Below are 13,790 nucleotides of genomic sequence, written 5' to 3' on the forward strand. Positions count from 1 at the left end.
AAAGAATGCTCCTGACGGCAATTATTTCAAACGCTGTTAGGAGTTTTCTTTTACTTTAACACCTTATTCATTCACCAAAAGGTTCTTAATCATTTCTTCGATAACGCTACATTCATTTTTATAACCTAATAATGGTTTATTTCCATAAACCAAAAAATCCCCTACGTCAGCAGACGTAAGAGATTGATCAAGTTCATGAAGTTAGTGGCGGAAAGAGTGGGATTCGAACCCACGCACGCCTTGCGACGCCTAACTGATTTCGAGTCAGCCCCCTTGGACCTCTTGGGTACCTTTCCGCAGCAAGGATAATTATATCATCATTGCTACCATGACGCAAGCTGATTTCTTGTTCACCATGATCCACTTTCTCTGCTCAAATGGTTTCCGAATTTTGCTCGCCAGCGCTGGACTTTGAGCGCAGCACTTTCTTCATATTCTTTTCGAACTTGGCACGCGGAATCAGCACACTATGCTGGCATCCGACACATTTGATTCGAATATCCATCCCCATCCGGATAATTTCCATCTCGTTCGTTCCACATGGATGAGGCTTCTTCATCTGCACAATATCCCCTAGTTCAAACGACTTACGCTCCACCCTTCTCTCCCCCTTTTCTTCCTGACTCATCTTCTTTTTCAAGGGTGATCGCCGTCTCCAGTGCGGCCTGACGATGTTCCTCGTCCTCTAGAGCCCTCTTGATATTATTCTGAATATCACGCTCTACCAAGGCCCCTGTGTTCGGCATACATTCCGCCACAACCCGTACGATATACTCTGATGTAGTCATGGACTGAACGCCTAACACATCCGGCATATTAAGTATCTGCGCATTGGACTCTTCGATGCCTTGGATCGCCTGCTTTACCAAACTGACGGCTTCCTCCAGACTACGCTCCGCCTTCATCGGCACATCTACCACCGCCAACGCGTTGGACATAGAGAAGTTCGTTACCGTCGTAATGGAGCCGTTCGGTAAAATATACACCTCACCTTTCCAGCTCACCAGCCTGGTTGTACGCAGCCCAATCATTTCTACCGTCCCCTTGAAAGTTCCCGTCTGAATGACGTCTCCTACGGCAAATTGATCCTCAAATATAATAAAGAATCCGGTAATTACATCCTTAACCAAGCTCTGTGCCCCAAAACCTACAGCCAACCCAAGCACTCCAGCTCCAGCAATCAGAGGGCCTAGATTTATACCCATTTGCGATAGCACCAGCATAATCAAGATGAAATTGAACACAATATTTGTTACATTTTTCAGCAGTTCGCCCACAGTCGTTAACCGTCTGGTATTCAATCGGAATCTGCCGTTATCTCCCTTTTGCTCCATCGACTTATCTATAATTTTATTAATAACTCGAATAAAGATACGTGTAATGATGAAAATAATTACGATTTTCAAAACCACAAACAAAAAGGTCGACCACATCGCACTATCTGTAAGCCATTTCCATACAGCATCCTTCCAATGAATCGCACCTTGCACTACGTCATCCGTGTCTAAATTACCGGCCAACCAATGTATAAAGGTCATGCTGTACTCCTCCTCAAACCAGGGAACCACTCTTTCTATTTCCCACATTCTATTTCCTATCTGTATAAGCATATCTCCCGACTTCAAACATACGACTATGAATAATCTACTTTTCCCGAGTATAAAAACGCAAGTTTATCCATATACTAGCTACTATCTTGAGAATAATTGTTACCCGCAGGCCAAGTGAAATCTTAAAAGTAGGCGAGCACAACCTGCACGCTCCATTACAGGACGAAAGGAAGATTCCATGACTCATTCTGACTTCATTCCGGGGCAAGAACCCCTAAGCTTAAAAATATCACACACCGATCCCGGGATCCAATCAGCCATCATCCATCGTTTGCTGTTCCATCTGCATCAGGCACGGAGTCTGCAAAATATCGTCATCATTTGCATCGGCACCGATCGTTCTACTGGAGATTGCCTTGGTCCGCTCGTTGGTACCCATTTGTCACGCTATAAAAGCCCCCTGTTTAACTTGTATGGGACATTAGATGAGCCTGTACATGCTATGAACCTTCAAACGACGCTGAACGGCATACATGACCGATACGAACAGCCTTATATCATTGGGATAGACGCATGTCTTGGACAAACCTCCAGTGTTGGATGCATTCAGGTTGCAGAGGGTCCTCTCAAGCCTGGAGCAGGTGTAAATAAAGAATTACCGCCGGTCGGCGATATCCATTTGACTGGTATCGTTAACGTCGGCGGCTTCATGGAATACTTTGTGTTACAAAATACAAGACTAAATTTGGTCATGAAATTATCAGATATCATAGCTAGTAGCTTATACTCCGCAATTAAGGAGTGGCATTACCGGTCTGTCCTACTTGCTGCGCAAGAGTAATAGCTTCTTTCTCTTCAGGTGATAAGGAATAAGAAGATTGTCCCGCTTCCAGAGGCTTGGCATACACATATGAGCCATCCCGGTTATAAATACCGGTCAATACTATTCCGTCCTGATTATCGTCTACAATAGCCAGAGAGAAGCTTAGATCGCTCCCTCTCTCACCAAAGGCATTATAGCGTTTGATGCCTATATGTCCCTTCAAGCCAGTCAATTTGCTGCGTAGTGATTTCATACTTGCACGGTGGGCTTCCTGCTCATCTTCAATCGTGTCCATCTGTACCTTTAAATCAATCAGCAGCGTCTCCAAATTCTCTACCCCGCTGCCTGCCATCATGGTTTCATACTTTCGCCGCATCTTCTTTAGCTTTGATCCCTGTACAATAACAACAATCAACAGGATAAGCAAAATAAGCACGATCCCTGCAACAATACCAGCAAGCTGCTCCATGATTAGTCCATTCAATTCAGCCATATGTTTGTTTCTACCCCTCTACCTCAAAAATCATGTTACTGCTTTGCTTACCTTTTATTTTAAACGTTTGAGAACAGCGAGACAAATAACACAAGGCTATTAGTTTATCCATCAAAACCATTCTAATTCCTGCAATTCCAGACAAAGCAAAGACATATCTCACTTTCCATTTCACTCAAGGAGACATGTCCATATTTTTACAGACTACTGTAATAGCTCCAGTAATCTTTCCAAATCCTGCTGGCTGTAATAATTCAATTCGATTTTTCCTTTATCTTTATTGTGCTTGATCTTCACAGTTGTTTTAAAACGCTCGCGCAGGGACTCTTCCATATGGTCAATATAGGGGTCCTTTTTTCGCACCTTTGCTTTAGCTTTTGTTTCTCCAGGCTTATGATCCAACTGTTGTACGGCTTCCTCAAGTTCACGAACGCTCCACTGTTGCTCAATACATTGCATGGCCAGCTGTTTTACCATGTCTGGATCTTTGAGCCCGACAATTGCTCTAGCATGCCCCATAGACAATGTTCCACGTGAAACATGATCTTTAACCTCCTCAGGCAATGCGAGCAAACGGAGAAAATTGGCAATGTGTGAACGTGATTTTCCCACTTTCATGGACAACTCTTCCTGAGTTAAAGAAAACTGATCCATTAACCCCTGATAAGCCACCGCCACTTCCATTGCATTTAAGTTTTCACGCTGCAAATTCTCAATCAGGGCAATCTCCATTACCTGCTGATCTGTAAAATTGCGAACAACCACAGGTATGGTTGGATTCCCGCAAAATTGAGAGGCCCGAAACCGTCTTTCCCCGGCTATAATCTCATAACCTCTCAAGACACTACGCGCAATAATGGGTTGGATAACACCGTGCTGACGAATGGATTCCGCTAATTCCTTAATGGACTCCTCATCAAACGTTTTCCGAGGCTGGTATGGGTTCGCCCGCAACTGACTGAGCGGAATGTCAACAACCTTATCCTCGTCACTGACTGTAAGGGAGGGAATAAGTGCGTCCAGTCCCTTTCCCAACCGTTTACTCATAAGATACCACTTCCTTTGCCAACTCAATATATACCTCTGCCCCACGAGACCGGGGATCATACGTAATAATGGACTGGCCATGTGATGGTGCTTCGCTGAGTCTCACGTTGCGTGGAATAATCGTCTGATAAACTTTGCTTTGAAAATATTTTTTCACTTCTTCAATCACCTGAATACCCAAGTTCGTGCGGGCGTCAAACATGGTTAGCAACACACCCTCAATTTGCAATGAGGTGTTTAGATGTTTTTGCACTAATCGCACGGTATTCAACAATTGGCTTAATCCTTCCAGCGCGTAATATTCACATTGGATTGGAATAATGACTGAATCGGAAGCCGTCAAGGAATTGAGCGTCAAAATCCCCAGTGATGGAGGGCAATCTATTAATATATAATCGTAATTATGCTTGACGAGTTGAAGTGATCTTTTTAATCTCAATTCGCGAGAAATAGTTGGTACCAGCTCGATTTCAGCACCTGCTAATTGGATGGTTGCCGGGATAATATCCAATCCCTCAACCTGTGTACTGATAATCGCCTCGCTAGGGTCAACTTCGTTAATGAGTACATCATAAATACAATTTGCCACATCCGCCTTATTGATACCCACACCGCTAGTTGTATTACCTTGCGGGTCGATATCCACGAGCAATACCCTTTTGCCGAGGGAAGCAAGTCCGGCGCCCAAATTCACGGAAGTAGTCGTTTTGCCTACTCCGCCCTTTTGATTGGCTACGGCTATTATTTTTGACACTTCATTCACCTCATAATTTAATCGGAATCCTGCTACGTTCCATGATTGCAAAAGCTCTATGAAGACGTTACTTAGTCCTTAACTTACGGATAACGGCAATTTCAAAATAGAATACGAGTATGCTGCGGTTTTATGTTGGCGTTAGACAGAAAAAGCGGCAATTGCTGCCGCTGTACGCTTCATCCCTTACTTACGTTTGGGAATTTGAATGACAATCTCATAGTGATCCTCATGATCAGATTCCTTTGTTTTGATATCCAACCCTGAGCCAGACACCATATCAATGGATTGACGAATCGTATTCAGCGCAAGCCGGACATCCTTGGTAAAGGAAATCCGCTTAGATTTCTTAATCGTGGATACTTGTTTATAGAAGGCAACTCGTGCCTCTGTTTGCTTCACATTGAGTTCCTTAGCAATCACTTCATCTAAAACCTTGTACTGTAGCTCTTCGGTCTCTAACGACAATAATGCACGAGCGTGACGCTCGGACACCTTCCGCTCCATTAGAGCCTCTTTCACTCTCTCCGGCAAATGAAGCAGCCGTATCTTATTAGCAATAGTGGATTGGCTTTTGCCAAGTCGCTGAGCGAGGCTTTCCTGGGTGAGTTGATGCAGGTCAATCAGCTTTTGATAAGCTACAGCCTCTTCAATCGCAGTTAGGCCCTCCCGCTGAAGATTCTCAATCAACGCGATGGATGCAGCTTGTGAATCATTAAACTCACGAACAATGGCTGGAATCGTCTCCATACTCAGCTTGGTGACAGCTCTCCAACGACGTTCCCCTGCTATAATTTCATATTGTCCATTACGGAAACGAACGACAATCGGTTGAATTACACCATGCGTCTTAATAGTCTGGCATAGCTCATCAATCTTTTCGTCGTCAAATATGGTGCGGGGCTGATAAGGACTGCTGACAATATCCCGAACTGGAATTTGTTTTATTTCGTCCCCATTGGAGCGCTCCGTCAAACCAAATAGCTTGGAAAATTGTTCTTTCATTCCGTATAATACCACCTAATTTCATAATAGCACCATACAAACAGCGCTTCGTGAAAAACAGTTCCTTACGGGGATTGTAGACCCTTCTATATGAAACAGCGCCGTAAGCGGGTACACTCCACGTACTCCCCTGACATTTGTTGTCCCACTTCCCTATATGTATATCTGAAATCATGGGTACGGGAAGCAGCCAACTTACACTAAAACGATTATCTCTATTCTATCACTTTTCCAGTCATAATCCTATCGTCTCTAACAGCTTTTCAGAAGGATAAAAGAATAAATTATGTAGAGGGCATTCGGCAAGGAGTCATCTTAAGTAAGGAGTTTATAAACCATAAAAAAAGTGAATGTTTCACGTGAAACATTCACTTTTTTTCAAACATTTACACTAAAGGTGTTTTCAAAGGAGTACCTGGCTTACGCGGGTATTTCCGTGGTGTAGCTGCTCTTTTTTCAATAATAATCATATGTCTGGCTGCATCCTCAACAGGTAGCTGAAAGGCCTGAACATGCTTGATTTTTCCCTTTAGCTCTTTCAAACTGTAGGAGGCTTCCCTGATTTCTTCCGTTGGGTCGCTACCCTTCATCGCTGCAAAGTGGCCCCCTTCACGGACAAAAGGAAGACAAAATTCATTTAGTACCGCGAGACGGGCAACGGCTCGCGCTGTGACCAGATCATAGCTATCACGATATCCTGCTTTGCGTCCCAATTCCTCTGCCCTGCTGTGAATCAGTTCGACATTTTCCAGTCCCAACTGCTCTACAACATGAGCTAAAAATTGTATGCGTTTGTTCAAGGAGTCTACAATGGTCAATTGAATATGTGGAAAGCATATTTTCAAGGGGATCCCAGGAAAACCAGCGCCTGACCCAATGTCAGCCAGGCTCCCCACATCATTTAACGGAACATAAAAGGCAAGTGAAACAGAATCGTAAAAATGCTTGGTGTACACTGCATCTCGCTCAGTAATGCCCGTCAGGTTCATTTTTTCATTCCATTCGACCAGCACACGGTAATACGTTTCAAACTGCTCTAACTGACTGTCATTAATCACAATGCTATGCTCTGCCAGCCGCTGCTTAAACTGCTGTTGTATCGCGTCCATTAAGATCCCCTCGCTGCCGTTACACGGTTATAGTGCTCCAGATAAACCAGCAAAATGGAAATATCCGCAGGAGTTACACCGGAGATACGGGATGCCTGACCAATGGACATCGGACGGATCTTCTCAAGTTTCTGCTTGGCTTCAATGGCCAAGCCTTGAACTTCATTGTATGCGATATCCTCTGGAAGCTTCTTCTTCTCCATCTTTTGCAGGCGTTCTACATGCATTAATTGCTTTTCAATGTAGCCCGCATACTTAATTTGGATTTCCACCTGTTCTTGCTCTTCCTCAGTAAGAGCTACAGGTGAAGGCGAAATTTGTGCCACTTGTGCATAGCTGATCTCAGGTCGACGCAGTACTGTTAACAAATTACTGCCGTCCTGTATCGGTGCAGATCCGCCTTGCTCCAGCATCTCATTTACATCAACCGGACGAACTTTAGCTAAGCGCAAACGCTCAATTTCTTGCTCTACCTTTTGTTTTTTATCCAAAAAGCGCTCGTATCGTTCATCTGTAATCAGACCAATATCATGCCCGATCGGAGTCAATCGCAGATCCGCGTTATCATGCCGCAACAACAGACGGTATTCTGCACGGGATGTCAGCAAACGATAGGGCTCATTTGTACCCTTTGTCACCAGATCGTCGATCAGAACCCCAATGTAGCCTTGAGAACGATCCAGTACAACGGGCTCTTTGCCCTGCACCTTGCGAGCTGCATTAATCCCAGCCATAATTCCTTGACCCGCAGCTTCTTCATAACCAGATGTCCCGTTAATCTGACCTGCTGTGAACAAGCCAGGTACTTTTTTCGTTTCCAAAGTAGGCCACAACTGAGTAGGTACCATCGCATCATACTCAATAGCGTAACCGTTACGCATCATTTCTACCTTTTCCATCCCTGGAATGGTACGCAGTACTGCTAATTGCACATCCTCTGGCAAGCTTGTTGACAAGCCTTGAACATAGTATTCAGATGTGTTTTTACCCTCAGGCTCCAAAAAGATTTGGTGCTTCGGCTTATCACTGAAACGCACCACTTTATCTTCAATAGAGGGGCAATAACGTGGTCCCGTTCCTTCGATCAGACCAGAGAACATCGGTGCACGATGCAAATTATCATTAATAATCTGATGTGTTTCCACTGAAGTATACGTCAGCCAGCAAGGCAACTGCTCATTATCCGAGGACTTCGTTTCATAGGAGAAGAACTTCGGCTGGTCATCGCCTGGCTGTATTTCTGTTTTGCTAAAATCAATCGTATCCTTATGCACACGTGGTGGCGTCCCTGTTTTAAAGCGAACGAGATCAAACCCAAGCTCTCTCAAATGTTCAGAAAGTCTCAGCGAAGGCTGCTGATTGTTCGGACCACTCTCATACATCAGCTCACCCATAATGATTTTTCCGCGCAGATAGGTGCCCGTCGTCAGGACAACTGCTTTACTACGATACTCTGTGCCCGTCTTCGTAATCACACCTACGCATTGGCCGTCTTCTATAATCAGCTCTTCAACCATGCCTTGACGTAAGGTCAGATTCGGTTCTTTCTCCATCGTTTCCTTCATCGCATGCTGATAAGAGAACTTGTCTGCTTGTGCGCGCAAGGCATGCACAGCAGGACCCTTACCAGTATTTAACATTCTCATTTGGATAAATGTCTTGTCGATATTCCGACCCATTTCGCCACCCAATGCATCAATTTCCCGTACTACATGACCCTTTGCGGGACCACCAATAGACGGGTTGCAGGGCATGAATGCGACCATATCCAAGTTAATTGTGATCATCAATGTACGACAGCCCATCCGTGCCGCTGCCAAGGCGGATTCTACGCCCGCATGGCCTGCACCGACGATGATCACATCATAGTCGCCTCCTTGATATCCCATACCTCTCTTGCCTCCTTATACATTCGAGTCTTCACCCCGAATATGCTCTTGTGTATCTATGACGATAGCAGGCTTAAAACAGCCATGCTTGAATGTTCTACTTGCCCAGACAGAATTGTGAAAATATTTGATCTATTAACGCATCATGCGCAGTATCGCCTACAATCTCACCCAAATGCTCCCATGCCAGCCTTACATCAATCTGGATCATGTCAATTGGAACAAATTGATCAGCGGCCTCATAGGCATCTACCAGCGATTGGCGTGCTTTCTTCAGCAAAGCAATATGCCGTACATTGCTGACATACGTCATATCCGCTGATTCTAGCTTGCCGCTAAAGAATAAATTCGATATAGCCTGCTCCAGCCGATCTGCTCCCTCATTTTCCTTCACAGACATCGGCACAATAAGCTCTTCAGGAACATAGCGCAGCAACAAATCCCGGTCTATTTGGGCCGGTAAGTCCATTTTATTCATAATAACAATCGCTTGTCTACCGCGGATTTGTTCCATTAATGCCATTTCATCCTCGTGCAGTGGTTCGTTGGCATTCATAACGATGAGCAACAGATCCGCTTCACTAACTGCCGTTCTCGAACGCTCTACCCCAATCCGTTCCACGACATCCATCGTTTCGCGAATTCCAGCTGTATCCAACAGCTTGAGCGGAATATTATTAATCGTCACATACTCCTCGATAACGTCACGGGTCGTACCCGGAATATCGGTCACAATCGCCCGTTCGCCCTGAGCCAACGTGTTTAGCAGCGACGATTTGCCTACATTCGGTCTTCCGACAATCGCTGTAGTCAGCCCTTCACGCAAAATTTTCCCCTGCTCCGCTGTGTGCAACAGCCGATCAATTTCTGCCATGACTTGGCTGCTTTTATCCTTGATTAACTCAGACGTAAAGGATTCTACATCATGCTCAGGGTAATCAATGTTTACTTCGATATGAGCAAGTGTCTCCACCAATACATGACGCAAACGACGAATATTCTGGGACAGCTGCCCATCCACCTGCTTCAGAGCCATCGAAAAGGCTTTATCCGATTTGGAACGAATTAAGTCAATAACGCCCTCCGCTTGACTCAAGTCAATACGACCATTCAAAAAAGCACGTTTCGTAAATTCACCTGGCTCAGCCAGACGTATATTTTGCAGCAGTAACAAATCCATCACCCGTTTAACGGCTACCACCCCGCCATGAGTGCTGATCTCTACCACATCTTCTGTTGTAAAAGAGCGTGGTGCCCGCATCACTGTAACTAAAACTTCCTCCACCTTCTCTTGGCTTTGAGGATCTATAATATGTCCATAGTGTACCGTGTGCGTTGGAGCCTTACTTAAGGGCGTTTTACTACGGAACAAAGCCTCCACTTCCGTGACCGCTTCTGGACCGCTGACCCGCACAACTGCAATGCCGCCCTCGCCGACAGCCGTTGCAATGGCAGCTATGGTATCGCTCAGCATATCGTTCCTACCTCCTATCAAGTAAAAACGGCATTGCCGCCCTTCATCAAGGACGGCACCCGTTTCATTGTGTGAAATATAAGAAAAAAAGCAATGGCTTCTGCAGCTTGCAGAGAGCCATTGCGTCGGATTATTTCTTGGCAATGACAACGCGCCGATTAGGCTCGTCCCCCTTGCTGTATGTTCTAACCAGCGCATGCTGCTGGAGCTTGGCATGAATCAGCTTCCGCTCCTGGGACGGCATTGGCTCCAGTACCACTTCCTTGCCGTAACGAACAGCCTGGTTCGCTAATCGTTCCGCCAAATCCTCCAGCGTTTTCCGCCGACGTGCACGGAATTGCTCGGCATCCAGCACAATTCGGATAAATTTATCAGAATGACGGTTAGCAACAATATTCGTCAGGTACTGCAATGCATCTAATGTCTGTCCTCTGCGGCCAATCAGCATACCGAGCGATGGACCGGAGATATCCAGTGTACTTTCATCCTTGCGATGACGGACATCGACTTCGACGTCGAGTCCCATTCCTGCAGCTGTTTCACGGATGAAACGTACCGCCTCTTCATAAGGGTCTATATGTCCCCTGGATGCTTCCATGTTCATCTGTGCTTCCTGCGCAACAGACCCAGCTTGTGATACAGCCTGTCCCACGTCAGAAGGTGCTTGAGCCGATACATGAGGTTCAGCCGTGTGTGTGGTTTCAGGAGACGGCTCAGAAAGCAGCGTAAGCTCCACCTTCGCCTTTTTGACCCCTAGCCACCCCAGGAATCCTTTTGACGGCTGTTCCAACACGTTTACGGTTACCCGTTCACGGCTTACTCCCAGCTGGGAGAGTCCTTGTCTTACAGCATCTTCAACGGTTTTTCCTGATGTCACGACTTTGGTCATCTCGACTTTTTAGCCCCCTTCGTGTTTTTGCCGCCTTTTTTCTTACTATTATTAGAGGAACCTGTTTTCGCGAGACTCGCTGTTTTTACATTAGCCAATGCTGCGTCCTTATCATTATTCCGATAAAGGAAATAGTTTTGAACAATCGTGTAAATATTACTGAAAAACCAGTATAACGGCAAAGCAGACGGGAAGTTATACGACATGAATAGAATTAGCACCGGATAGACATACAGCAAAAATTGCATAGGTCCTTGCTGCGGTGTCGGATTCATTTTCATCATCATCCAAGTTTGGACAAAAGTCGTAATCGCTGCTAGAATCGGCAGGATAAAGAAGTGATCCGGTTTACCTAACTGGAGCCACAAAAAGTCATGATCCCGCAATGCCGAGTTATAATAAATGGCATTATAAAGCGCGATGAAAATGGGCATCTGTACTAACAAAGGCAGACAGCCCGCCATTGGGTTAACCTTGTTTTCTTGAAACAATTTCATCGTTTCTTGCTGGACTCGCTCAGGTGTATCCTTGTATTTCGCTTGAATTTCTTTTAATTGCGGCTGAATAGCCTGCATTGCTCTGGAACTGCGTACTTGCTTGAGTGTAAGCGGCAAAATAATAGTACGCACAATGATCACCAGAATCAGTACGGCCAGGCCATATTCTCCAGAGAACCATTGGGCAAATGTATCCAGCGCATACGAAAACCAGTAAACGACATATCTTTGCCACCAAGATCCATTGGCCAAGTCTGCCGTCGTGTAAGAATTGTGAGCCGCCTGGGTACATCCGGACAGCACAGCAACAAGTGCCAATAAGGCAATCAGGAGGAACCATTTTCCTCGTTGAGTCTTCAAACGCGACACTTCATAACCCCTTTCTTAACCAATCCATTCCAACGTAAATCATACCATATCCTGTAGGACAAAGATACTGACTATCGGCGCGTAGACTTGAGCAGCGAGGCTTTGCGCAAAACGTGCAGCACGCTTTTCTCCAGCTCTTGATACGACTTAGTAACCGCACCCTTACGAACGATAAAAATCAGGTCAATCTGCTCCACCAATTCCTGCTCATGATGGCGCACGATTTCCTTAACGATCCTGCGCATCCGGTTGCGTACAACTGCATTGCCGATCTTCTTGCTAGCCGAAATTCCGACGCGGAACTGCTCTACCTCTCTGCGGCGGAACCAGTACACCACAAACTGATGGTTGGCAAAAGATTTGCCATGGCGGTATACGCGCCCAAAGTCCGCCCGGTTTCGTAGACGCAATTTTTTTTGCACGGCGCTTCTCCTTGCTCATTCTTTTACACATATCGGTAAGCAATCCTTACCTCTTATATAGTAAGAAGTATGGACAATATTCCAACATGGTAATCTCGCTTATTTTATATCCGTTTTCAAAAACTTCATCTAATATAGAGCAGGATGTAGGACTTGTCCCTCTTTTTACACTACATTTCTACAATAGAAGAAGCATCCGATCCATAAATACTTCAATTATGAAAAAAAGACCACCGTAGTGGTCTTTATGCACGCATTACGCACTCAATACTTTTCTACCTTTTTGGCGACGAGCTGCCAAAACTTTACGGCCATTCTTCGTGCTCATTCTTTTACGGAAGCCGTGAACTTTTTTACGTTTGCTGACATTCGGTCTGAAAGTCGGTCTCATTGTGCTGCACCTCCTTACAAGGAATACGTTTTATATGGAATATACCTAACATAGCAATCTCCACAAAAAACACCTTTGTACATTTAACCACAAATAGCGATCAAAGTCAATGTACTTCTGAATTCTCTCCCTCTTTTTCACATTCACAAGCCCTCTCCCTCTTTTCGCATCACCCACTCTACTCTTTTCTATCCCTTTATTCCCGATTTTTTCGTTTCTTCTCCATGATCAACATTCATCAGCATTTTACTGTAGCTTACGTTCTTATCTAAAAACTGCCCTTTTTTTCATCTATTCATTTACGACTTAAATCCACGCCGTTTCAAATCCCCACTATCAGTTTCGTCAAAAATATTGTCGGAAACGTTACCGGAAATTTTCAACACAAAAACAACCTGGTGTAACCAAAAGGCAACGGATGTTATACACAGATCCACAAAAAGAATGGAATTGTGATTTAAATGGTCATAACCTGTGCATAACATTTTAGAGCAAAAAAGAGTTATTGTCGAAAACTGAACAAATTATAAACAATATCTTGTGTTGTGAATAAAAATTGTACACAACAGATTGAATTTGTGGATAAATAACCACGAGTCATTGAAATACAAGGCTTCTTTTGCTATGATGATATTACTTTTGAATGTGAATATGTTGTTTTACCCTCCATATTATCAACACCCTGTGGATAAAGTTGTGAACAAGTTCAATTTATCCATCTTTTTATTTTTGTGCGGATTCGGGATTCTGGGGATATATTCTACATTTTTCATTTGATTTCGACATATTGCAGTCCCGTTTTGGCCTGCGGGATCAAGAGAACGGATCGTGCCGCACATTCCCTCCTGAGAAATATCGCCTTTCTTCTGCTGATCAGCAGTGGAATTTTCCAATACTATTTTTCAGGGCATTTTGTGCTGCGTTCTCTCACTACACTGCCGCATGATTTAGGCGGCGGTATGTCTTTTTATGGCCTTCAACAATATTTTTGTGATTTTAGGCGTTTTGCCGAAGCGCCGGGAGCAGCTCTCTGCAGCTTAATTCGGCAAAATGTCAGGATTTAAAAGGAGTGACGTCT

General features: G+C 44.7%; 14 protein-coding genes and 1 tRNA gene. 1 reads left to right on the top strand and 14 read right to left on the bottom strand.

Features of this window, described 5'->3' with window-relative positions:
* Nucleotides 1–205 precede the first annotated feature (205 nt).
* From ACUC6J_RS24885 to ACUC6J_RS24895, 3 genes are all read right to left on the bottom strand, one after another.
* Nucleotides 206–296: transfer RNA gene (locus ACUC6J_RS24885), tRNA-Ser, on the bottom strand.
* A 77-nt stretch (nucleotides 297–373) separates the two neighbouring features.
* Complete coding sequence (locus tag ACUC6J_RS24890) at nucleotides 374–598, bottom strand: DUF951 domain-containing protein (protein ID WP_016822452.1); 225 nt, start codon at nucleotides 596–598, stop codon at nucleotides 374–376.
* Nucleotides 588–1,538 (bottom strand): mechanosensitive ion channel family protein, encoded by a 951-nt coding sequence (locus ACUC6J_RS24895; RefSeq protein WP_019689092.1) that lies wholly within the window; start codon nucleotides 1,536–1,538, stop codon nucleotides 588–590. Before ACUC6J_RS24895 ends, ACUC6J_RS24890 begins: the two co-directional genes overlap by 11 nt.
* Nucleotides 1,539–1,788: 250 nt before the next feature.
* On the opposite strand from ACUC6J_RS24895, the gene yyaC reads away from it, so the two are divergent.
* Nucleotides 1,789–2,391, top strand: coding sequence for a spore protease YyaC (yyaC, locus tag ACUC6J_RS24900; protein WP_019689093.1), 603 nt, complete (start codon nucleotides 1,789–1,791; stop codon nucleotides 2,389–2,391).
* On the opposite strand, the gene ACUC6J_RS24905 is transcribed toward yyaC, so the two are convergent.
* The 11 genes from ACUC6J_RS24905 to rpmH form a co-directional block, all read right to left on the bottom strand.
* A complete protein-coding gene (locus ACUC6J_RS24905; protein ID WP_016822449.1) occupies nucleotides 2,345–2,866 on the bottom strand; it encodes a DUF4446 family protein in 522 nt (173 codons plus the stop codon). The two genes, yyaC and ACUC6J_RS24905, sit on opposite strands and share 47 nt — an antisense overlap.
* A 204-nt stretch (nucleotides 2,867–3,070) precedes the next feature.
* Nucleotides 3,071–3,913 carry a ParB/RepB/Spo0J family partition protein gene (locus ACUC6J_RS24910; protein WP_016822448.1) on the bottom strand — a complete coding sequence of 281 codons (843 nt, stop codon included), beginning with the start codon at nucleotides 3,911–3,913 and terminating at the stop codon, nucleotides 3,071–3,073.
* Nucleotides 3,906–4,667: a ParA family protein gene (locus ACUC6J_RS24915; protein ID WP_013373915.1), complete on the bottom strand. Its 762-nt coding sequence runs from the start codon at nucleotides 4,665–4,667 to the stop codon at nucleotides 3,906–3,908. Before ACUC6J_RS24915 ends, ACUC6J_RS24910 begins: the two co-directional genes overlap by 8 nt.
* 186 nt (nucleotides 4,668–4,853) lie before the next feature.
* Nucleotides 4,854–5,672, bottom strand: coding sequence for a nucleoid occlusion protein (gene noc, locus ACUC6J_RS24920; protein WP_447249583.1), 819 nt, complete (start codon nucleotides 5,670–5,672; stop codon nucleotides 4,854–4,856).
* A 386-nt stretch (nucleotides 5,673–6,058) separates the two neighbouring features.
* On the bottom strand, nucleotides 6,059–6,781 hold the full coding sequence (gene rsmG / locus ACUC6J_RS24925; RefSeq protein WP_044786764.1) for a 16S rRNA (guanine(527)-N(7))-methyltransferase RsmG: 723 nt from the start codon (nucleotides 6,779–6,781) through the stop codon (nucleotides 6,059–6,061).
* Nucleotides 6,781–8,670 carry a tRNA uridine-5-carboxymethylaminomethyl(34) synthesis enzyme MnmG gene (gene mnmG, locus ACUC6J_RS24930; protein ID WP_016822445.1) on the bottom strand — a complete coding sequence of 630 codons (1,890 nt, stop codon included), beginning with the start codon at nucleotides 8,668–8,670 and terminating at the stop codon, nucleotides 6,781–6,783. Before mnmG ends, rsmG begins: the two co-directional genes overlap by 1 nt.
* 97 nt (nucleotides 8,671–8,767) lie before the next feature.
* Nucleotides 8,768–10,144, bottom strand: coding sequence for a tRNA uridine-5-carboxymethylaminomethyl(34) synthesis GTPase MnmE (gene mnmE, locus ACUC6J_RS24935; protein WP_016822444.1), 1,377 nt, complete (start codon nucleotides 10,142–10,144; stop codon nucleotides 8,768–8,770).
* Nucleotides 10,145–10,274: 130 nt separating this feature from the next.
* Entirely contained in the window at nucleotides 10,275–11,033 is a 759-nt protein-coding gene (jag, locus tag ACUC6J_RS24940) for an RNA-binding cell elongation regulator Jag/EloR (RefSeq protein WP_016822443.1), read from the bottom strand.
* Nucleotides 11,030–11,899, bottom strand: coding sequence for a YidC/Oxa1 family membrane protein insertase (locus tag ACUC6J_RS24945; protein ID WP_016822442.1), 870 nt, complete (start codon nucleotides 11,897–11,899; stop codon nucleotides 11,030–11,032). The genes jag and ACUC6J_RS24945 overlap by 4 nt, the downstream gene beginning before the upstream one ends.
* A gap of 71 nt (nucleotides 11,900–11,970) precedes the next feature.
* Nucleotides 11,971–12,321 (bottom strand): ribonuclease P protein component, encoded by a 351-nt coding sequence (rnpA, locus tag ACUC6J_RS24950; RefSeq protein WP_013373922.1) that lies wholly within the window; start codon nucleotides 12,319–12,321, stop codon nucleotides 11,971–11,973.
* Between the two features lie 256 nt (nucleotides 12,322–12,577).
* Complete coding sequence (rpmH, locus tag ACUC6J_RS24955; RefSeq protein WP_007433250.1) at nucleotides 12,578–12,712, bottom strand: 50S ribosomal protein L34; 135 nt, start codon at nucleotides 12,710–12,712, stop codon at nucleotides 12,578–12,580.
* Nucleotides 12,713–13,790 lie beyond the last annotated feature (1,078 nt).

The sequence above is a fragment of the Paenibacillus sp. JJ1683 genome (genome assembly GCF_053006485.1).